Annotated in this window: 18 protein-coding genes and 2 pseudogenes; 8 read left to right on the top strand and 12 right to left on the bottom strand. The window is 68.2% G+C overall.

What is annotated here, in order from left to right; translation table 11 throughout:
* Positions 1-103: 103 nt before the first annotated feature.
* Positions 104-897, bottom strand: a protein-coding gene (locus ACFXC1_RS41560; RefSeq protein ID WP_463294419.1) for an IS5 family transposase whose coding sequence is annotated in 2 segments (ribosomal slippage) — positions 104-562 and positions 565-897 — 792 coding nt in all. Because the reading frame shifts where the segments join, the coding sequence is not laid out codon by codon here.
* A gap of 91 nt (positions 898-988) precedes the next feature.
* Positions 989-2281, bottom strand: a complete 1293-nt coding sequence (locus tag ACFXC1_RS41565; RefSeq protein WP_381252985.1) for a helix-turn-helix domain-containing protein — start codon at positions 2279-2281, stop codon at positions 989-991.
* A 183-nt stretch (positions 2282-2464) separates the two neighbouring features.
* Between ACFXC1_RS41565 and ACFXC1_RS41570 the strand changes: the two genes are divergently transcribed.
* From ACFXC1_RS41570 to ACFXC1_RS41585, 4 genes and pseudogenes are all read left to right on the top strand, one after another.
* A complete protein-coding gene (locus ACFXC1_RS41570; protein ID WP_381252988.1) occupies positions 2465-2929 on the top strand; it encodes a glycine-rich domain-containing protein in 465 nt (154 codons plus the stop codon).
* Between the two features lie 126 nt (positions 2930-3055).
* Positions 3056-3733, top strand: a pseudogene (locus ACFXC1_RS41575) (class I SAM-dependent methyltransferase); the annotation flags it as partial.
* A gap of 150 nt (positions 3734-3883) precedes the next feature.
* Positions 3884-4697: pseudogene (locus ACFXC1_RS41580) on the top strand (IS5 family transposase); the annotation flags it as partial.
* Positions 4681-5103, top strand: coding sequence for a glutamate--cysteine ligase family protein (locus ACFXC1_RS41585; protein WP_381252990.1), 423 nt, complete (start codon positions 4681-4683; stop codon positions 5101-5103). The pseudogene ACFXC1_RS41580 and the gene ACFXC1_RS41585, both read left to right, overlap by 17 nt.
* Before the next feature lie 75 nt (positions 5104-5178).
* Here ACFXC1_RS41585 and ACFXC1_RS41590 read toward each other — a convergent pair whose 3' ends face one another.
* From ACFXC1_RS41590 to ACFXC1_RS41605, 4 genes are all read right to left on the bottom strand, one after another.
* On the bottom strand, positions 5179-5607 hold the full coding sequence (locus ACFXC1_RS41590; RefSeq protein ID WP_381252993.1) for an ester cyclase: 429 nt from the start codon (positions 5605-5607) through the stop codon (positions 5179-5181).
* A 975-nt stretch (positions 5608-6582) separates the two neighbouring features.
* Positions 6583-7884 carry an ISAs1 family transposase gene (locus ACFXC1_RS41595; RefSeq protein ID WP_381252995.1) on the bottom strand — a complete coding sequence of 434 codons (1302 nt, stop codon included), beginning with the start codon at positions 7882-7884 and terminating at the stop codon, positions 6583-6585.
* Between the two features lie 279 nt (positions 7885-8163).
* The gene (locus tag ACFXC1_RS41600; protein ID WP_381252997.1) at positions 8164-8628 is read right to left on the bottom strand and encodes a MarR family winged helix-turn-helix transcriptional regulator; all 465 of its coding nucleotides are present in this window, start codon (positions 8626-8628) and stop codon (positions 8164-8166) included.
* 165 nt (positions 8629-8793) lie between these two features.
* A complete protein-coding gene (locus tag ACFXC1_RS41605) occupies positions 8794-10020 on the bottom strand; it encodes an acyl-CoA dehydrogenase family protein (RefSeq protein WP_381253000.1) in 1227 nt (408 codons plus the stop codon).
* Between the two features lie 63 nt (positions 10021-10083).
* Between ACFXC1_RS41605 and ACFXC1_RS41610 the strand changes: the two genes are divergently transcribed.
* Both ACFXC1_RS41610 and ACFXC1_RS41615 read left to right on the top strand, forming a co-directional pair.
* Positions 10084-10911 carry an SDR family oxidoreductase gene (locus ACFXC1_RS41610; protein WP_381253002.1) on the top strand — a complete coding sequence of 276 codons (828 nt, stop codon included), beginning with the start codon at positions 10084-10086 and terminating at the stop codon, positions 10909-10911.
* A 451-nt stretch (positions 10912-11362) separates the two neighbouring features.
* The gene (locus tag ACFXC1_RS41615; RefSeq protein ID WP_381253004.1) at positions 11363-12829 is read left to right on the top strand and encodes an amidase; all 1467 of its coding nucleotides are present in this window, start codon (positions 11363-11365) and stop codon (positions 12827-12829) included.
* A gap of 314 nt (positions 12830-13143) precedes the next feature.
* Here the strand turns inward: ACFXC1_RS41615 and lpdA are convergent, their stop codons facing one another.
* Both lpdA and ACFXC1_RS41625 read right to left on the bottom strand, forming a co-directional pair.
* On the bottom strand, positions 13144-14556 hold the full coding sequence (gene lpdA, locus ACFXC1_RS41620; protein WP_381253007.1) for a dihydrolipoyl dehydrogenase: 1413 nt from the start codon (positions 14554-14556) through the stop codon (positions 13144-13146).
* A gap of 184 nt (positions 14557-14740) precedes the next feature.
* The gene (locus ACFXC1_RS41625; RefSeq protein ID WP_381253010.1) at positions 14741-15979 is read right to left on the bottom strand and encodes a saccharopine dehydrogenase NADP-binding domain-containing protein; all 1239 of its coding nucleotides are present in this window, start codon (positions 15977-15979) and stop codon (positions 14741-14743) included.
* A 37-nt stretch (positions 15980-16016) separates the two neighbouring features.
* Here ACFXC1_RS41625 and ACFXC1_RS41630 point away from each other — a divergent pair, with 37 nt between their 5' ends.
* Entirely contained in the window at positions 16017-16646 is a 630-nt protein-coding gene (locus tag ACFXC1_RS41630) for a TetR/AcrR family transcriptional regulator (protein WP_381253012.1), read from the top strand.
* A 65-nt stretch (positions 16647-16711) separates the two neighbouring features.
* Here ACFXC1_RS41630 and ACFXC1_RS41635 read toward each other — a convergent pair whose 3' ends face one another.
* From ACFXC1_RS41635 to ACFXC1_RS41645, 3 genes are all read right to left on the bottom strand, one after another.
* Positions 16712-17773 (bottom strand): LLM class flavin-dependent oxidoreductase, encoded by a 1062-nt coding sequence (locus ACFXC1_RS41635; RefSeq protein ID WP_381253014.1) that lies wholly within the window; start codon positions 17771-17773, stop codon positions 16712-16714.
* Positions 17773-18306 carry an SRPBCC family protein gene (locus ACFXC1_RS41640; protein ID WP_381253343.1) on the bottom strand — a complete coding sequence of 178 codons (534 nt, stop codon included), beginning with the start codon at positions 18304-18306 and terminating at the stop codon, positions 17773-17775. The genes ACFXC1_RS41635 and ACFXC1_RS41640 overlap by 1 nt, the downstream gene beginning before the upstream one ends.
* 107 nt (positions 18307-18413) lie before the next feature.
* Entirely contained in the window at positions 18414-18863 is a 450-nt protein-coding gene (locus ACFXC1_RS41645; protein ID WP_381253016.1) for a winged helix-turn-helix transcriptional regulator, read from the bottom strand.
* Positions 18864-19018: 155 nt separating this feature from the next.
* Here ACFXC1_RS41645 and ACFXC1_RS41650 point away from each other — a divergent pair, with 155 nt between their 5' ends.
* A complete protein-coding gene (locus ACFXC1_RS41650) occupies positions 19019-19915 on the top strand; it encodes a short-chain dehydrogenase/reductase (RefSeq protein WP_381253019.1) in 897 nt (298 codons plus the stop codon).
* A 38-nt stretch (positions 19916-19953) separates the two neighbouring features.
* On the opposite strand, the gene ACFXC1_RS41655 is transcribed toward ACFXC1_RS41650, so the two are convergent.
* On the bottom strand, positions 19954-20637 hold the full coding sequence (locus tag ACFXC1_RS41655; RefSeq protein WP_381253022.1) for a TetR/AcrR family transcriptional regulator: 684 nt from the start codon (positions 20635-20637) through the stop codon (positions 19954-19956).
* Positions 20638-20797 lie beyond the last annotated feature (160 nt).

The raw sequence follows: 20797 nt of genomic DNA on the forward strand, positions 1-20797 counted from the left end.
CCCCGCTACGACGTCGGCAAAACCGTCAAACGCCCCGAGACCCTCAAGGCCATCGGCAGACCTGGCCGATCTTGGTAGATAAAGAACAAGCTTAGAAGTCGTCTCATTTGGCGAGTCGGCGGTAGCAAATGAGGGTGCAGGCGATAGCGGTGAAGGCCAGGAAGTGTTCAGCCTTGCGCTCGTAGCGGCGGTGGAGCCGACGGCAGCCGGCGAGCCAGGCCATGGTGCGCTCGATCGTCCAGCGGTGGCGGCCCAGTCGCGTGGAAGATTCGATGCCCTTGCGTGCGATGCGGTGGGTGATGCCGCGCTTGCGCAGCCATCGGCGCAGGTGGTCGTAGTCGTATCCCTTGTCGGCGTGCAGCTTGGCGGGCTTGCGTCGGCGTGGGCCGCGGCGGGAGCGGATCGGCGGGATCCCGCGGACCAGGGGCTGCAGGGCCTGGCTGTCGTGGAGGTTGGCGCCCGATATACCGACGGAGATGGGCAGACCGGTCCGCTCGGTGATCAGGTGGATCTTCGACCCTTTCTTGCCCCGGTCGACAGGATTCGGACCTGTCAGGTCCCCCCTTTCAAGGCCCGCATGTTCACCGAGTCGACCGCGCACCTCGACCAGTCCAGGTCTCCGCGAGCGCCGAGTTCGTCCAGCATCAGGCGGTGCAGTTTGGCCCAGACCCGGGCCCTGCTCCATTCGCTGAACCGGCGGTGTGCGGTCGGCCCCGACGGGCCGAAGGATGGCGGTAACTGCTTCCACGTGCACCCTGACGTGGCCACGAACACAATCGCGGCCAGCACCTCGCGATCCCCATACCGCCGTCGGCCACCACCTTGAGGCCGTGTCGGGGCCGGTGGCACCACCCGCGCGAACAACTCCCACAACTCATCCGGCACCAGCCGCTCCACGATGTCCACGACCGCAGACTATCGAACGCGCCAAATGAGACGACTTCTTAGGCGATCCGCTGCGGGAGGCAGCTCCGGGGAGGATGGCGCGTCAGCTTGCCTGCTGGTGTACGGCGGCGTGCAGCTCGCGGACGCCGGCCGTGCGGGGGTGTCGCTCTGCCAGTTCGTAGACGATGCTGCGGATCGCGGGCCGGTCCCGGACTTCTGCGGGACTGGCCCGGTGCGCCGCAAGAAGTGCTTGGGCGGTCTGCTCGGGCCGTTGCCATGCCCACCAGGCTCGCGCCATGTCGGTGCCCAGCCGGGCTTTGCGCTCGGCGGTCGGGAACTGTGCGGGGCGCAGGTCCTTCCCGGCCTCCAGGGCGGCTCCAGCATCTCCGAGCGCCCAGTGGACGCCGACCGCATACAAGTCGACGGCGGCGGGGCTGATGGGGAACAGACGGCCCGCCGGTGCGGTCTCGGGCAGGTGGGCGGCGGCGCGGCGGGCTTCCATGGTCATCGCCAGGGCCTCGGTGCGGTGGCCGCCCCGGGCGGCGGTGTAGGCCAGGGTACAGAGCATCTGGGCGTATGCCGATGCCGATGCGTCGGTGCGCAGTCCGGTACTTTCCACTCCGGTGGCGGCTGTCGACATGAGGCGCTGGGCCTCTTCGTTGCGGTTCTGGTGGCGCAGTACGATCGCCAACTCCCGGGCCGCGGCTGCCGCTGCCAGCGGGGAGCCGGACACTTCGGCCCAGGTGCGGGCGCGGTCGGCGGTGAGGCGGGCCTGCTCGTAGGAGCCGAGCTTGCTCAGGACGGCGGCGGCGAGGCTGTAGACCGAGGAGAGCCGGGCCTGGTCGAGTTCGCGGCGTGAGCGTGCGGCGGCATGTCCGTCGGCGATCAGTCCGGGCAGGGCGGCGAGCAGCGGGCGATGGGTGCCTTTATCGTACAGCTCGCGCGCTGTGGCCAGGCGAGTGTCCAGTGGTCCGTTGCCGGTCGGTGCGGGGGTGTCGGCCAGGGCCTCGTCCAGCCCCAGCAGCAGGGCGGTCGGCCCGGCGACTGCCGTGGCGGTGAGCAGCGTACGGCGGCGCATCGGGTCCTCCTCGGCGTGCTGACTGGCCGTCACTCTAGTGGCCGTCGATGCCGTCGGGGTGGGTGGCGCCAGAGAACTCACCAAGACGTGTCGCGGTACGCCGACTTCCAGGGCGGCGCGGTGGACCAGGGCCAGGTCGACGACCCTGGTGCTCCGCTCCAGCCGGGAGACGGTGGCCGGTGAGCAGCCGAGCCGTTCGCCGAGGGCGGCGAGGGTCCAGGCTCGCTGTTCGCGGCCGAGGCGGATCAGCGCGCTGGGGCGTCGCTGGGCGGCTAACTCGCGTGCTCTCGTGCTGTTCCAGAGCGGGTCTACGGGCACAGGTCCCTCCCACGCTGCACGACCGGGGCTCTTACGGTACGGACGCGGTACAAAGCCGTCGAGACTGCTTGCACGATGTGCAAAGCCCTTGCGTGGTAAGCGAGTTGATCACCTCCAGGCGGTTCGGCGCGGTGTGCTGAATGCAGCGCCCCGCGCCGCGGGGCACCGTCCAGTGGAGGCATCATGTCAACGGCAGTCGCATTCCCCCTGGCCGCCGACCCGGCAATCGGCCCTTTCCATTCCGTGCGAGAAGTCGTGCCGGACGATCTGTGGGACAAGCAGGTCGCGCTCCTGGTGCGGGACTACCCGTACGACTCGGTCATGGCGGCCCGGGTCCTCGGACAGGGGTACGCCTACCTGCTGACCGCGATGAACCACCGGGGTGAGTCCCTGGGGCTCGCGCCAAGCAAGCTCGTCGACATCGGCGTCCACACGATCAGCCTTGACACTGTGGCGTACGCCAACCTGTGCGACCGCTTCAACGACGGGCACTTCCTGCACCACGTGCCCAAGGTCGAGATGAAGAACGACGGCTCGGTGATGAAGACGGCGACCGTCATCGCGTCCGACGGCTGGGACGTCGACCTGCCGCTGTGGACGGACGCCGCCGAGTGCGGCCCCTGCCACCCCGGCAACGACTCGCACTGACCGAAGAGCACGTCGGGCCCCGGCCGCAGTCGGCCGAGGCCCGACGCACGTGGGGGTGAGATTCTCCGGAACCGGCTCGGTACCGGGCCCCGCGCGCCAGGATGGTGCGGGTGACGAGCCCCCCCCTCAGACCTCTGGCACCACTACGGGCGCACCCGCGCCGGCCGCGACCGAGAGGTTCCCGACACCTTTCGCTGGATCTGGAGCCAGGACAGTGGCCCCGGCCCGGAGGTACTGGGAGACCTCTCGGGGCGCGTCGTCGGTGACCTCGGCGCAGGTACCGCCCGGCACGCCGCCCATCTCGTCGTCCATCACGAGCCCGCCCAGGTCGTTGCTGTCGATGCCTCGCCGGGCCAGTACGAGATGGCCTCCGCCCTGTTCGGCCACCTCGCGCCACGCCTGCGCATCGTGTCGTGTGACGCCGTGTCGCATCTGAAAGCGGCGGCCAACACCTACGACGTGCTCTACAGCGTCTTCGGCGCGCTCGACTTCACCGACCCCCGCGAGCTGCTGCCGGCGGCGGTCTTCGCTCTCAGGCCGGGCGGACGGCTGGTGTTCTCCACCCTTGCGCACTACGTAGGCGGCGCTTCCGCGCAGCCGGACGTCGTGGCCGCCTCCGTCCCCGCGAGGACTCCCGAGGGGGAAGCGACCACGATGGACCGGTGGGTGCTCCAGGAGCACGTCTGGGTGAAGGTCTTGGACGAGGCCGGATTCACAGGGATCAGCGTGGACATGCTGCCGTCGGCCGCCCCGGGGCCGCGCACCGCGGACACACTGCTGGTAACCGCAACACGCCGGCCTTGATCGCTCACCCGACCGCAGGGTGGATGGCGGCGCAACCCGCCTGACCAAGAGGGCGATATGCGAGTTGACAGGTGATTTGTCGTCACCTGAACGTGTGGGACTGCGGCATGCCTGCCGGTCGGAGGGCTCGGGCGTGCTGGGCTGAGGACCGTGAGCGAGCGCAAGCCGTACAAGACCGACCTGTCCGACATGCAGTGGGCGCTGATCGAGCCGGTGATTGTCGCGTGGAAGGCCGCACGCCGTTCGGTCAGCGGCCACCAAGACGGTACGAGATGCGGGAGATCGTCAACGCGCTCCTCTACCAGGGCCGCACCGGCTGCCAGTGGGACCTGCTTCCGCACGACCTGCCACCGCGCGGCGCGGTGATGTACTGACTTCGCCAAGTGGCGCGATGACGGCACCGACCGGACCATCCACGGCCTGCTGCGCTGGTAGGCGGACCCGAGCCTGGTGGTGCTCGACACCCAGAGCGTGCATGCAGCGGCCGGGGTGCCCGCGGAGTCGACGGGGTGTGATGCGGCAAAAAAAGTTGCCGGGCCGCATGCGCGGCCTGGCCATTGACGTGTTGGGCCTGGTGATGGCGGTGGTGGTGCTCGCCGCGTCCGTGCACGACAATGTCGCCGGCATCGCGCTGCTGGACAAGGTCGCCGCCGACACCGTACAGAAGGCCCTGGTCGACCAGGGCTTCAAGAACGCCGTCGTCGCGCACGGGGTACAGGTCGGCATCGAGGTGGAGATCGTCGAGCACAACCCGGCGCAGACCGGGTTCGTGCCGATCCCCAAGCGGTGGATCGTGGAGCGCACCTACGGGATCTTGATGCTGCACCGCAGGTTGGCGCGCGACTACGAGCACCTGCCGCGCAGTTCGAAGTCGAGGGCGTACGGGGCGATGACCGCAGTGATACTGCGCCGGCTGACCGGGGCACCGCTGCGGCCTGGCGCAGCACATGAGTGGCGGGGAGCTGACCCTGGGGGCGGTGCTGGCCCGGCTGGAGGAGCGAGAACGCGAGATCGCCGCGCAGGCCGAGACGACGGGAGAGCAGATCGAGCAGCTGACCGCACGGCTGGACGAGCTCGGTAGGGCCGCTGAGGAGATCCGGATCACCCGCAAGACACTGCTGGAGCTGCCCGATCCGCAGCCACCCGCGCCGTCGGCGCCGAAGCTGCCCGACCATCCGGCCTACCAGCAGATCCTGGCAGTATTCACCGCGGCCGACGCCCCGCTGCGGGCGCGGCAGGTGTGCGAGGCGATGGACATGGAGATCGCGTCCAACACCATCAACAACACCCGCCTCAAGCTCAAGCGGCTGACCGAGCGCGGAATCCTGGTCGAGACCGAGCAGGGCTTGTTCACCCAGCCGCGACCGTAGCCGCCCGGCGACGCTGCGGCTGGCCCGCCTGCCCCACCCGAAAGGGTGAAGCAGGCATTAACTCAGGTAGCCGTCTCAGGACTGCAACTGGGCGAAGAGCGTCGTCAGGTCGATGAGGCCCCAGTGGTCGGTGAGCTTCCCGTCGGCCACCTTGAACATGCGGACCTCCAGCACCTTGATCGATCGGCCGGTGGCGGGAGTGCCGTTGAAAGGCCCGGTGTTCGTGCCGGTGAGGATAAAGGTGATCGCGAACCAATCGTCCTCGGCGACGACACGGACCGGCGTGGCGGCGAAGTCAGGGACCGCGTCGAGGAACGACGCAAGCACCGCGCGGGCCTCCTCGAGGCCGGTGGTGGTGCCGTCGGCGGCGTGGTTGCGGAAGTCCGGCGCGTACAGGGCGAACAGGGCGTCGAGGTCGCGCAGGTTGACGCGCCTGACGTACTCATCGGCAAGCCGGTGCAAGTCGGCGGCGGACGTTCGGGGCTCGACGTTCGAGGAAGACATGTGCTTCTCCCATGCGGATGGACGGAGGGGCTCCGCCCCGGTGACGGACAGGGGAATCGGGTCGAACAGGCGGGTTGGACGAGCAGGGTCTGGCACGTTTCCGACTTGCGCGAGTGCGACCACCCCTTCCGAGCCCGGGACCCGCCGGTCACGAGCGTCATCACAGGGAGGGCGAAACTCATCAACTTACGCTCGTAATGCTATAGAAGCGACCGAGAGGCCGCAAGCAAGTTCCGAGGCGAGTGGGATCGTGTGGCGGCCTACCGGTCGAGCACCGGGGCACGCCGTCAGCCGTGAACGTCACGGCGGAGAACGGGGCGCAGCGTGTGCGGCAGAAAGCGCCGCGCCGGTGATGACGAACACTTGACGACGAGGTCACCGGCCCCCTCCGGGCCCGTGATGTCTGCGAAGCCCTCGACCACGAACCGCTGCCGAAGAACATCGATGGCACCCGCGCCAAGCCGAAACGCCTCGTCAGGTTCGACGTCCTCACCGAGGCCGACGCCGCAGCTTCACTAGAAAGCAGTAGCCGACCAAGACCCCGCGACCAGCGTCCCTGCCCCAACCTCACCTGGAAACGGACAACACCCCACGAACCGCCTTCTAAGAGGGCGTTTATGCAGGTCAAGGCTGCTATGCGGCTTACATGAGTGCCCCACTTCGACATAGTTCGCCTTTTAGGTGCCGAATATCCCAAGAGCGGACGCGAGCCCGGGTGCCCGTCTCATCCGCTTCTGCGCCCGGAAACCCGTCTGACGTGGAGACGCGGCAGAATCTCCCGCTCTTCTGCGGAGCAGAGCTTTCCGCCTCGGTCGTGATCACGCTGTGCCGTGAGTGAGCGCAAGCCGTACCCCAGCGACCTGTCCGACGCCCGATGGGCCCTGACCGTCGGTGCCGAGGCGACAGGGCCGAACATCTCTGCCTGGTCCCGCAGTACGGCCAACTCGGCGATGGCTTCGCCGCCGCCAGCGGGCGTCACCGCCAGGTCGGTGGCGATCCTGCCTGGATCATGTCCGGTCCCGCGAGGCCGAGGCGGCCGTAACGCAGGGTGGCTTCAAGTTCCCGGCAGGAGTGGGCTGTCGGTGATGCCCCAGATCCAGAGGGCGTGTTCGGGTGCGTCCCGGATCGCTCGAGTGGTCTTGGCAATGTTGTCCGCTCCCAGCAGCCGAAGCCTGCCGATAGACAGGTTCCGCAGAGCGGCCATCGCCCGCGGCGCGCTGCCGGTGTGGACGGTGGAGGCGTCCTCGGCGCACACCACGTCTCTGACATGGTGGCTGGAATTTTCGATTCCCCAGTGCCCGCGCACGTATCCGCCCAGGTCGGCAGTCTGGCCTGGTGGGGGTCAAGGCTGGTGACGGCGTAGACCGTCTCCCGGGTCTGCGGCTTGCCGCTCTCCTGGCGGCGCCGGTGGAGACGCAGGGCCAGCCGCGCTTGCGGGAAGGCGATCCCGCCGAGGTTCGCCGCGATGGCCATGGACTTGACCAAGCGGGACTCCCGCCGGCCGTGCCCGGCCTCGGAGACGGTGTGCGCCACGGGCACCTGCTCCCATGGCAGGGCCATGATCTGGGCCGACACTGTCGGCTGGTTTCCCTTGATCACCGCGATGTAGTGGGCCTTCTTCTCCTGGACCAGCCGGCGCACCTGGTCCCTGACGCTGTGCAGGGCGTCGAAGGTGACCACCGTGCCGGCCAGATCGAGTGGTTCCAGCAGCGGGCGGAACGCGGCCGTCTCGTTGGTCTTGGCCCCCACCTCCCGCTGGGCCAGGGCGACGGTGGGGGCTTGGGTGACGGCGGACAGCAGGTGCCGGTGGCGCTGCTGCCGGTGCGCGGAGCCGGACAGCGCCATGCCGTCCACCGCGATCGACGGCTGCGGCGCCGAGCCGGTGGTGCCGGCGTCGGGGTTGTCGTGTGCGGCCAGGTAGGCGCCGATCACGGTCTCCAGGGCATAGCCGTCGAGGGCAGCCAGGAGCCGGGTGAGGGTGGCATGGGACGGGGCACGGCGGCGTCCGGGCAGATGGCGGCGGGTGCCGAGGCATTCCAGCACTGTGGTGGTGGCGCGCTGTCCCCACTCTGTGATCTCGGTGATGGTCCGGGCACCGGAGACGACTGCGCAGGCGCAGATCAGCAGCAAGCCGACCAGGGGATACCACCGCCCGCGAGGCGAACGCGGGTCGGGTACGCGCCGGAGGTGGGCGCGCAGGCGGCCGGTGTCGTGCTGGTGAAGGGGGCCCAGTTTCGCCAGGACGGCAGGGATCCGGGAGGACGGAGCGGCAGGCACGGGACCTCAATGTGATCAGCTGGCGTAGACACCCTGATGTTCACCGGTCTCGTGCCTGTGCTGTTGCCGCGTCAACTCCCGCCGGAGGCGGACGATCTACGCGATCCCGGAACTTGCAACCGCCCTGCGAGAGCGGGAGTCTGCCGACGCGCATGCCGAACTCGACTGCCAGTTTGAGGTACCCACCTTGGTTGCAGTGTGCGACCTCGGCGGCTGCCCTTCCTGGACTTCGCCAGAACCGGGGCGTACCGCCGCACCAAGGTGCGATCCCCCAAGCCGCTAAGCCCGTTTCGCTCCATTCTGCTCCCGGACGGTGTCGAACAGGGAGGTCAGGGTGGGACTTCCCGCGAGGCTGCCCAGCAGGGCGTGAAGCGAGTCTCGTTCCGTGGCACCCAGGTCTGCGAGGATTTCGCCGTCGAGATCGACGAGTGTGCGGTTGAGGTCGGCAAGAACCTTGCGGCCTTCGACGGTGATGTCCACGGCGTAGCGGCGACGATCCTGCGGATCTCGGGTCCGCTCGGCGTATCCGGTGCGCTCCAGGTCGTCGAGACTCGTCACCATCGTCGCGGGGTCGATGCGCAGGAACGAGCCAAGTGCCAGTTGCGGCATGGCACCGTTGTCCGCCAAAGCCTGCAGGACGCTGTAGTGCCGCACTCGCAGACCGGTCCCGCCGATGCCGTCCTCAGCGAGCCTGAACGCCACCTGCCCGAGTTTGACCAGCAGGCAGATGGTGTGTTCGGCCACTGTCCCTGGTACCAGCGGAGCCTCGGACATCGTTTATCCCGCCCATGGTTAGTCGTACGTATGGTCCTGTCCATCGTACGAGAATGCCCGAGGCGCCAGGACCGCTGCAGGCCGGCGGGATGCCCCACTGTCCGTCGGCATACTGCACCGGCGCGTCCTGGGCGATCAGCCGACGATGGCCCGACCGAAGATCTGCCGAGCTATGACCCACTTCTGGATCTCGTTGGTCCCCTCGTAGATCTCACCGATTTTGCTGTCCCGGTAGATCGCCTCGACGGGGCCGGGGCTGCCGTCGGCGCCCAGTTCGCGCGCGAAGCCGAGGCCTCCGAAGGCCTGGACGGCGTCGCGTGCCATGTCCACGGACAGCTTGGTGGCGTAGTACTTCGCCATCGCGGCCTCGGGTTCCGGGGACGGGTCACCGGCGTCCAGGCGCAGGGCGGCCTTGGTGTAGAGGGTGCGGGCGTTCTCGATCTCGGTGGCCCGTTCGGCGAGCAGGAACTGCCAGTGCTGGTTGGCGGCCACCGGCTTGCCGAAGGCGTGTCGCGTCGACAGGTGGGCCACGGCGTGGTCGAAGGCGGCCTGCGCCATTCCGACCCCGGCAGCCGCGATGCCGATCCGGCCGTAGGTCAGAGTGGACAGCGCGTGGCGTAGTCCGTGTCCCTCGGCGCCACCGAGGAGGTCGTCGTCGGTCAGGTGCACATCCGTGAAGCGGATGTCCGCGGTGAGCTGGCCGCGGTTGCCCATCTTGCGGTCGGGAAGGCCGACTTCCACTCCGGGAAGTGCCGTGTCGACGATGAACATGCTCAGCCGGGTGCCGGTGCGGGCGAGAACCACCACGAACCCGGCGACGGGCGAGTTGGAGATCCACCGCTTGTGGCCGTTCAGCACCCAGCCGGCCTCGGTGCGTATCGCCTCGGTCTGAACCGCCTGCGGAGACAGGTCACTTGAGGCATCCGGCTCAGTGGTGGCGAACGCGCCGACCACAGAGCCCTCCGCGACCTTTCGCAGCCATCGCTGCTGCTGCTCCTCAGTGCCCTGCCGCAGGGCGTTGCCCGCCAGGATGCAGTGCACATCGAAGACGGCCGCGACGCTGCTCGAGTAGTAGGCCAGTTCCTCGATGGCCGCGGCGGTGGCGGTCGCCGGGTGGGTCAGACCGTCGCCGCCGACCTCGCCGGGGAAGGGGATCCGGAAGACCCCCGCCGACGCAAGCCCGTCAAACACCTGCCGGGGGAAGCCGTCCGTGCGCTCGTCACCACCGGCGATCGCCACGGCGTGCGGAGCCACTTCGCGTTCTGCGATCCGGCGCACGGCAGCGCGAACGGACTGTGTCTCTTTGGGAGCCAGGAGCTCGTGGTAAAGCCGGTCGATCTGGCGTGTGGGAGTCGAAGTCATACGCGGAAGATATCATTAGCATCGCATATCATTAGTCTGGCAATCTATTCTGGAGGTTCAGCCATGACACAGACACTGGCCGACAAGACCATCCTGATGTCGGGAGGCAGCCGCGGCATCGGACTCGCCATCGCCCTGCGCGCGGCCCGCGACGGTGCGAACGTGGTGATGCTCGCCAAGACCGCCGTGCCGCATCCAAAGCTCGAAGGCACGGTCCACACCGCCGTCGACGAGATTGAGCGCGCGGGCGGCAAGGGGCTGGCCGTAGTCGGCGACGTCCGTGACGAGGACGATGTGCGCACCGCCGTCGACGCGGCGGTCAGCGCCTTCGGTGGCATCGACATCGTGGTCAACAACGCCAGCGCGATCGACCTGTCGTCGTCGGAGCAGCTGGAGATGAAGCGGTACGACCTGATGCAGGACATCAACACGCGTGGCACGTTCCTGCTGAGCAAGGCAGCGATCCCGCATCTGCGCGAGGCGGGCAACCCACACATCCTCACGCTCTCCCCGCCGTTGAACCTCGCGCCGCACTGGGTGGGGAAGCACCTCGGATACACGCTGTCGAAGTACGGCATGAGTCTGTGCACCATCGGGCTCGCCGAGGAGCTCGCCGCCGACGGCATCGCCGCCAACTCGTTGTGGCCACGGACCCTGATCGACACAGCCGCCGTACGCAACGTCGTCGGCGGCGCCGGACAAGCCCGTAGTCCGCGGATCATGGCTGACGCCGCGTACGCCATCGTCACGCGTGACGCGCGGAAGTGCACCGCCAACCTGTTCATCGACGACGAGGTCCTCTCGGACGAGGGCGTCACCGATCTGTCCGCCTACAGCCCTGTCGGCTTTGAGGGTGATCTCGCGCTCGACATATTCGTCGATCCGGCCTGATCCCGCACCGGTCCGCACATGAATGCGAGGGCGCTCTCAAGGACCTCGTCGGCGAGCTTCGAGCCGAAGGCGACGCGGGACAGTTGCAGCGACCCCGCCATCATCGCGAAGAGTCCGAGGCCCTTGCCGCGTACGGGCATGGGATCCTCGGGTGCCAGATGGCCGACGCTCTCGTCCACGATGGCCCGCGCGCCGTCGCCGCCCAGCCGATTGACCGCGCCCGGGCAGCGGCCGACTCCTGGATCAAGGCGACGTAAGCACATCCGACGCCGCACCGGTGCCGGAGCCACCGACACCGTCCCCTCTGGAGCGCCCGCCGACGCACCGCGCCGCAGAATCCTCCGCTCATCCCGCAAGGCCATTGCCGTGCGCCCCACACCTATTGTCTGTCGAATGTAATATTATGACGCACATTTTATTGGCGATGTCAGAGTCAGAGATGAGGCATGCCGTGAGTGACGTCCCCTTCCAGCCCGCAGTGGAGCAGTCGCGCGCGCTGGCCGACGGTGAGATCTCGAGCCGGGAACTCGTCGAGCTCTATCTCGAGCGGATCACCATCCACAACACCGCGCTGAACGCGGTGGTGACCCTCGACGCCGAGCGTGCCCGTCGTGAGGCCGGGGAAGCCGACGCCGCCCGGGCGGCCGGGCGAGACCTCGGTCCTCTGCACGGTGTGCCGATCACGGTCAAGGACAGCTTCGAGACAGCCGGGATGCGCACCGTCTGCGGGCGAAGAGATCTCAAGGACTACGTGCCCGACCAGGACGCCGAGGCGGTGAAACGGCTGCGTTCGGCCGGTGCCGTGATCATGGGGAAGAGCAACATGCCTCCGGGCAACCAGGACGTCCAGGCCGACAACCCGGTGTTCGGTCCTTCATCGAACCCGTGGGACACGACCCGCACCTCGGGCGGATCCGCCGGGGGCGGCGCCGTCGCCACCGCCGCAGGTCTCACAACGTTCGACTTCGGCTCGGAAATCGGCGGATCGACCAGGATCCCGTCCCACTTCAACGGCCTGTACGGGCACAAGTCGACCTGGCGGTCGATACCCCTCATCGGGCATGTGCCCTACGGCCCGGGCACGGGACGATGGACGGACGCCGACATGGCCTGCGGCGGGGCACAGGTCCGCGACGCCCGTGACCTCGTCCCGATCCTGCGGGCAACGGTCGGGCCCGCCGACTACGACGGCGGTTTCAGCTACACACTCGCGCCGCCGCGCGCCACCAAGCTCGCCGACTTCCGAGTCGCCGTCTGGGGCGAGGATCCCGCGTGCCCGGTCGACAGCGACGTCACAGCAGCCATGGATGACGCGGTCACCGTGCTGCGGGCGGCCGGCGCGAAGATCACGGTCCAGCCCGCCAGCCTCCCTGTCGACATCGCGACGAATCACGGGAAGGCCTTCCAGCCCCTGCTCTTCGGCGCGGGCGACCGCACCAGCCTCGCGCCTGCCTCCAGCGCCGCGACACTGGCCCGGATGGTCCAGCACCCGCGCGGTGACGCCAGCCCAGCCCTGTTCGGAACCTTCCAGTCCCACTACCGCTGGCTGCAGGCCCACATGGTGCGCAATGAGATCCGGCAGCGATGGTTCGAGTTCTTCCAGGACTTCGACATCGTGCTCATGCCGGTCACCCCGACGGCCGCCCCCGCCCACCACAACAAGCTGATCGACTGGTTCGGGCGGCCCTTCGAAGTCGACGGTGTACGACGCCCTTACTGGGACCAGGTCAAGTGGAGCGCCATTGCCAACGTCTCCGGAGGGCCGGCGACGACCATCCCGGTGCGCCGAGGCAGGAGCGGACTGCCCATCGGTCTCCAGGCCATGGGCCCCAGCGGGGGCGATCTCACCACCATCGAGTTCGCCGCCCTGCTGGGCCGGGAAGTAGACGGCTTCGTACCGCCTCCGGCCTTCGTCTAACCCCCGGCCGCTGAACCCTGACCATCCGCCCACGCTGCCTCAAAGCAAGATGCTGCACGTCCGGCAACACGGGGCCCCGCGTCTCCGGGCTTGAACGCCCCGGGGGCAACCGGTCTCTTGGAACGCGCGAGGCAAGGGATCGGCAACCCTTGGTGACAAAAGAGCGCTAAACCGATCCGAGCACGCTTGCGCCCCCGCGCCGTTGCACCGGGTCCAACTCACCATCTCCCCTATCTGACTGTCTCGCGCGCAGGTCGGCAACGCGGCAACCCCCAATGCATCCCCACACCGCATTTCGAGGGGACGGCACCCTGCTACATGTTGATCATGTGGCCGGCGAGGCCGTGGACGGCTTCCTTGACCGCCTCGCCCAGCGTCGGGTGGGCGTGGACGTTGCGGGCGACCTCATGGACGGTGAGGTCCCACTGCTGGGCCAGGGTCAGCTCGGGCAGCAGTTCGGTGACGTCGGGGCCGATGAGGTGGCCGCCGAGGAGTTCGCCGTACTTGGCGTCGCTGATCAGCTTCACGAAGCCGCTCGCGTCGCCCAGGCCGTGCGCCTTGGCGTTCGCGGTGAAGGGGAACTTGGCGACCTGGACGTCGAAGCCCTTCTCCCTCGCCTGCGCCTCGGTGTAGCCGAAGCTGGCGATCTGCGGCTGGCAGAACGTGGACCGCGGGATCATCACATAGTCCAGCTCCATGGTCTCCGCGTCCCCGATCGTCTCGGCGGCGACCACGCCCATGGCCTCGGCGGCATGGGCGAGCATCAGCTTCGCGGTGACGTCGCCGATGGCGTAGATGTGCGGGACGGAGGTACGGCAGCGGCCGTCGACGTCGATCGCGCCGCGCTCGGTCACCCGTACGCCCGTGTTCTCCAGGCCGTAGCCGGTGACGTTCGGGGCGAAGCCGATCGCCTGGAGCACCTTGTCGGCCTCCAGGACCTGCTGGGCGCCGTCCTTGCCGGTGACCGTGACCCGGACCTGCGCGCCGGACTCGTCGATCGACTCGACGCGGGTCGAGGTGAGGACGTCGATGCCCAACTTCCGGTACTGCTTGGCCAGTTCGGCGGAGACCTCGGCGTCCTCCAGCGGCGCGATCCGGTCCAGGAACTCGACGACGGTGACCTTCACGCCGTAGTTGTTCAGGACGTAGGCGAACTCGATGCCGATCGCGCCGGCGCCCGCGATCACGATGGACTGCGGCAGATCCTCAGCGAGGATCTGTTCCTCGAACGTCACCACTCGGGACGTACGACGGGTGCCCGGTAGCAGCTTCGGAGTGGCGCCGGTGGCGATGACGCAGTCGTCGAAGCCGATGGTGCGGGTGTCGCCGTCGTAGCCGGCCACCTGGAGCGTGTGCGGGTCGAGGAACGTGCCGCGACCGCTGATCTCCGTGATCTTGTTCTTCTTCATCAGGTAGTGGACGCCCTTGACCCGGCCGTCCGCGACCTTGCGGCTGCGGCGGAAGGCCTCGCCGTAGTCGAAGGAGACCTCGCCCTCGACCTTGATTCCGAAGGTCTTCGCCTCGCGCGTGAAGATGTGCGCGAGCTCGGCGTTGCGCAGCAGGGCCTTGGTGGGGATACAGCCCACGTTCAGACAGACGCCGCCCCAGTACTTCTCCTCGACGACCGCGACGCGCTTGCCCAGTTGGGCGGCCCGGATGGCGGCGACGTATCCGCCGGGGCCCGCGCCGAGTACGACGACGTCGAAGCGCTCGCCCTGCTCGTCCATGGAAGGTTCCTTTCCGCTGGGGTGGTCGGCTCCTCGCGAGGGACCGGCCGGCTCCCGATCGAACAACGTGTTCATCAACTCATCAGTGGCAGCTTCAGCCACCGCCTGCCTCAGGGAAAGCGCAGGTAGTCCCCTGTACGTCCATCTCAGCGCCCCGGCGCCATGATCTATGCCCGGGCAGCGATCAGCGGCGGCGCGCCGAGACCTCGTCGACTTCATGCACTCCGGCCTCGGCTGCACCGAGCCTGAGGGTGTCGAGCCCGAAGGCCGCGACCGGTCCGTGCGCGCCAGGTTCGAGGACCGCATCCGGCGCCGCTGCCTGCGCCGCACCCCATGCCAGAAGAGATCCCGTCATCTCGTACGGATCCGGCCCGGTGAGGGTTGTCGTGGCCAGGGGCCGGCCCTGCCCGTCACGGGCGACAGCGATCACCAGGGAACGGCCGTCGAGATCCGGTTCACGGCGGGATCCCGGGAGCCGCTCGGACCATCGCGCCAACGCGGCCCGCACCTTCGCCGACCGCAGCAATGGCGCCTGCAGGGTGGCGGCGATCTGTATCGGCCGGGTCCACCGTCCGAGCCAGCCCAGACCTACCTCGACACTCTCCAACTGGGGGAAAATCGCCGGGAGTCCGAGATGCTCCGTGCCCGGGACGGTCATGGCCGAACGCTTCACACCGGCGTAGCGAAATGTGCGGACCCTCTTGGCGGCACGTTCGTCGATCAGCCGGGAAGGCTGCCCGCGACGTGCAGGACGGTAAGCGAAGCCGTCCTCGGCCGCCGCGGCAACGAGTGTCTGCCGCGTACCTGCCGTGGTCAGGGTGTAGGAGTCGCGCAGAGTGGTGCGGTAGAGCAGTTCGTCCCCGTGTCCCGAGCGGGTGATGAAGTAGCCGATCTCGACATGTCGTGCCCGCTCGCCTGCCGTGTCCAGAGCCAGCGCGCCAGCGAGGTTGCCCGGCACGTAGTCATAGCCGAATGACGGCACGAGGGTCGCTCCCCGGGCGGCGGCCAGGGAGTCCAGCTCATCGCGGACACGGCGAGCGAAGGGCCCCTCCCCCGCGGAGTCGAAGTAGTGGGCCCCTGCCTGCGCGGCGGCCGTGATCGGGACCATACCGACATGGGTGAACGGCCCGACGGTGGAGAGGAGCACGTCGCTGGGCTCCAGGAGGTGCGCGAAGTCGGACGCCGACGTGGCGTCCACCTCGAACACCGGAAGCTCTGCCTCGAAGGTGTCAGCCAGAGCCAGCATCCTGGTTCGGCTACGCCCGGCCAAGGTCGGCTTCTCGCCTCGTGCGAGCAGTTCCCGGAGCACTCGCTGTCCGGTGTATCCCGTCGCACCCAGCAACACGATCCTGCGCTTCTCCACGGCTCCGCCTGCCTTCCCGGAGGGCATTGTCATGACGACCATCGATCGACCGTGAGTCATTCACTGACTTCGAGTCATTGAATATACGATGGCACACATGAGAGGGCCAAACCGACGCCAGATGTACGCGGAGCAGACCCGGGCGGACCTGGTGGCGACCGCGCGCAAACTGTTCGTCCACAACGGCTTCGCGGGCACGTCGGTCGAGGCCATCACCGGGGCGGCGCTGGTGAGCAAGGGCACCTTCTATCACCACTTCCCGGACAAGAAGGCGATGTTCGCCGAGCTGTACACGGAGCTCATTCAGCAGGTCGGGGCTCTGGGAGACGCGACGTCCGAGGCGGTCCGGGCCACGCCGGACGAGCCCGCCATGACCGCGGTGGCCGACCTCACGCACGTCTTCCTGCGGCGGACCATCGACGACCCCCTGCACCGCGAGCTGATGGCTCAGGCACCCGCGGTCCTGGGCGAGCGGTACCGGCACATCAACGAAACCGTCGCCCAACCGCCGATCGAACGGCTCCTGACCGTTTTGGCCGAACGCGGCGACCTGCAACCGGATGTGCCCGTCCCCACCGTCGCCCGGCTGCTCTTGGCAGGCCTGTGCGAGGGCAACCAGATCATCGCCGCCGCGGCGGATCGGGAAGAGGCCCTGGCCAGGACGTTCCGCGCGATCACCCTGCTGATGTCGGGCCTGGCCGCCGACGACATCAGCGCCCCCGGTTGACCTGACCGGGACCCCGTCGACGGCGCCGCCACTGAGCGGCCCTCGTTGGCCGGCATAGCCCGTCCCTACTGTGCCGCCTCATCCTCGATGTCGCGGACCAGGTCGATGGCCCGGCCCAAGGTCGCGAGTCGGGCGGCGAGGGTCTCGCCGGCGGGATAGAAGCGAACGGTGTCGACACCGGTGTCGCGCCACACGCGCAGCCGCTCGCGCACCATGTCCTCGGTTCCGATCAGCGTGGTCGCCAGCACCATCTCGTCGGTGACCAGGCCGGCCGCGCCGTCCCGGTCCCCCGCCTGCCAACGTGTCCGGACCTCGGCCGCCACCTCGGCCCAACCCTGGCGGCTGTAGGCGCTGTTGTAGAAGTTCGTGGTCGCCGAGCCCATACCGCCGAGGCTGAAGGCAAGCTCCTTCTTGCGCCCGGCGACCATGGCGCACAGCGCGTCCTCGTCTTCGGCGAAGGCGACCTCGGCGCCCTGGCAGATGTCCAGGTCCGAGCGGCTGCGACCAGCGGCAGCCAGGCCCTGGTCCAGGTGGTCGAAGTACGCCTCCTTGGCGCCCTCGGGTACGAAACTGGTGCCCAGCCAGCCGTCCGCGATCTCACCGGTCAGGTGCAGCATCTTCGGGGAGAGGGTCGCCAGGTAGACCGGGATGTCGTACTCGGCGCGTATCGACAGCCGCATGGGCTTGGCATCCCCGCCCGGCAGGGGGATCTGGAACTCCCGCCCGGAGTAGGCGACTTTCTCCCCCGACGCGGCCCGCCGCACGATCTCGACGGTCTCTCGCATCCGTGACAGCGGACGGTCGAAGGGCACTCCGTGCAGCCCTTCGATCACCTGCGGCCCGGAGGGTCCGAGTCCGAGAAGGAAGCGCCCGTCGGAAATCCGGGACAGCGTGATCGCGGCGCGGGCGATGGCCATCGGCGTGCGGGTGCCGAGCTGGATGATTCCCGATCCGAGCAGCATGCGCTCGGTCCTCGCGGCGAGGTAGCCCAGCGGCGAGGGCGCCTCGGAGCCCCACGCCTCAGCCACCCAGCAGATGTCCAGACCGAGCTTCTCCGCCTCGGTGACGTAGTCGACGATCTCCTGCCAATCGGCGCCGGAGGCTTCGATCGTGGTAGAGGTGCGCATCAGAGAGTCGCCTCGCCAGAGGCCCCGGCACCCTCAGCCAGCTTCTTGATCCCCTCGACAGTGGCGATCATGTTGGCCTCGAACTCCCGCATGCGCACGAAGACGATCTTCTGCTCCTTCTCCGGCATACGGTCGATGGCGAAGGAGAGACCCGAGCGGGCAGGCCCCATCTGCATCCATTCCCGCAGCAGAGTGCCGCCGTCCTGCGGCTCCAACGAGAACCGCCAGATCGCTGTCGGGTTCAACGGGTCCTCCACCGCCCAGGCGAGCCTCCTCGGCGGCTCACACTCGACGATGTGGGACGTGGTGGCCCACTCCCCCAAGGACTCATGAGTGCTCCGGCCGATGAATCGGGCCCCCAGGGCAGGTCCGCCTCCGCCGTCCAGCCACTCGACCGATTGCAGCTCGGGACTCAGGCGCGGCATCAGCTCGATGTCGGACACCAGCGTCCACACCTCTGTCGATGGGGCGGCGATCCAGGTGTGGACCTCAACCGTCGGCTTGTCCGCATAGCGCGCGCCCGTCCACTCCATGATCCCGCAGCCTCTCGCCAAAGACACCCACATGAGCTTGTGACCTGTAAAGTTGCGTAGATAGACTTACCTGTCAAGGGTGAGTGCGGATCGGCTGAACCACTGAGTCAGCCCGCGAAACGCTCCTTCACATCCGGCCGCTCGGCCAGGTGCGGCGGATAGCCAGGGCCCATCCGAACCCGGGTGTTGTCTGCGGTCATCGGCTCACCACAGGCGGCGCACACCACCTCGGCATGGGTGTCCTCCCCGCACACCTCGTGATGCATGGCGACCGGCGGGCCCGCTTCACCAGCCAGCCAACGGTCCCCCCAGCGATTCATCACCAGCAGCACGCCGTAGAAGTCGCGCCCCTTCTCGGTGAGCACGTAGTCGTAGCGAACCGGCTCCGCCTGGTACGGCCGCTTCTCCAGCAGCCCTTCCTCCACCAGCCGGCGCAGCCGGTCCGTGAGCGTGTTGCGTGCGATCCCCAGCGACTCCTGGAACGCGTCGAACCGCCGGATCCCGTAGAACGCCTCGCGCAGCACCAACGGCGTCCACCAGTCCCCGAGCAGGTCCATGGTCCGCGCGATCGAGCAGGGCCACTGAGCAAAGGATGTCCGCCTCATGACAGCCAGCATAGGTTCGTCCAGTCATGAGACCCAGCAGCTACAGCAAGTACGGAACCTGCGTGCGATGCCTTGTGTTCCGTAAATAACGAAGTTATGTTTCCGCCATGAAACGTGACTTGCTGGGCAGAAAGCTGGTTGTCACCGGAGCGGCACGTGGGATCGGCGAGAAGGTGGCCCGCCTGGCCGCCGCCCGAGGGGCTCGTGTGGCCCTGATCGGCCTGGAGTCCGATCGACTGCGCGACCTCGCCGATGATCTGGGCCCCGCCGCCTCATGGTGTGAGGCCGATGTGCGTGACGGTGCCGCCCTCCGGTCAGCGATCGATGGGGCCGCGGAGGTCATGGGCGGCGTCGACCTCGTCCTCGCCAATGCCGGCGTCGTGGCGTACGGAACGGTGCGGCAGACAGATGACGCGTCGTTCGAACGGGTCCTGGACGTCAATGTGAACGGGGTGTTCCGCACCCTCAAGTACGCGACGCCCCATCTGGAGCGCAGCCGGGGCCATGTACTGGTCGTGGCGTCCGCGCTCTCCTTCATGCCGCTGGCCGCGATGGCCTCGTACGGCGCGAGCAAGGCCGCGGTCGAGTTGCTCGCCCTGACCTACCGCCAGGAGGTGGCACACCTCGGGGTCACGGTCGGCCTCGTGCACCCCTCCTGGATCGACACGGACCTCGTCCGGGGAGCCGAGGCAGACCTCCCCTCGTTCCAGGGGCTGCGCCGACGGCTGCCCTATCCGGGCAATGTCACCACCAGCGCCGACCGGGCTGCCGCTGCGATCGTCGACGGGCTCGTGCGCCGACGCAGCCGCGTGTACGTCCCGCGCGCCGTCGCCGTGGCCAACTGGGCCAAGGGGGCACTGAACTCGCCGCTGACCTGGCCCTGGGCTCGGCGTTTCGCGGCCCGCGCGGTTCCGTCCCTGGAACGGGAGGTCGAGGCATTGGGGAGGCATGACCAACTCACGCCGGGTACCAACAGCCCCACCGTGGAGACCAGGTCGCCCTAGCGCGGAGCGCAAGGGGCGGCACCCGGCCGCCCCCCTTCTCACAGGCCTTGGACGATGGAGTCGTACAAGCGCGCGCCGGCCTCGTGCGAGGCCTCGGCACGTTCACGCCTGTCACCCAGGCCGACAGAGAAGTTCACACCCATCGGTAGAAGCACCTGCGCCACCGCGTCGTCGAACTCGACGAAGTGCTCGGCCAGTTCAAGGGTGATGTAGCCGTGTACAAAGCTCCACAGCTGAGCGGCTACGGCCTCGGGTCGCTGCTGCCGGCCCCTGCCGGAGCGCACGAACCGTTCGCACGCCGCGGCGACATGGGCGTGGGCTTCTCGAAATCCCGGTGAATGCCCGCTCAGGCGAAGGTCCGTGTCCGACAGCGGCCGGTATGTCGCGCGAGTGGACAGGCCGAACATCAGGTCGTAGAGGTGAGGGTTATCGTGGGCCATTCGGCGACACGTCAAGGCCATGGCGAAGAGTTCCGCGATCGGATCCTCAGTCATCGGCACCTGGGCAAAAGCTCTACCGAGTTCCTTGAACCCATGGTCGGCAACGGCGCTCATCAGCTCAGGGATCCCGCCGAAGTGGCTGTAGACCACCATGGTCGACAGTCCGCTCGCGGAAGCCACCGTGCGCGCCTTGATGGCCGACGGCCCCTGCTCGGCCAGCAGACCGATGGCCGCCTGGACAAGTCGCTCCTGCGCGTCTTCGACCCTCGCCCGCCCTGCCATGTCTCGCCTGCTTCCACCGTTGACACATTCAAAATAACTTGGTTATCTAACTCTTCACGGCAATGTTACACATAGTGGGCGACATGTCGTCACGGACGCGGCGTACGTCTCTGGACACGTTGTCGCGCGCTGCCCAGTCTCATGCCGCCTGCGCGGACAC

This window comes from Streptomyces hokutonensis (assembly GCF_042751305.1).
GTDB lineage: Bacteria > Actinomycetota > Actinomycetes > Streptomycetales > Streptomycetaceae > Streptomyces > Streptomyces hokutonensis_A.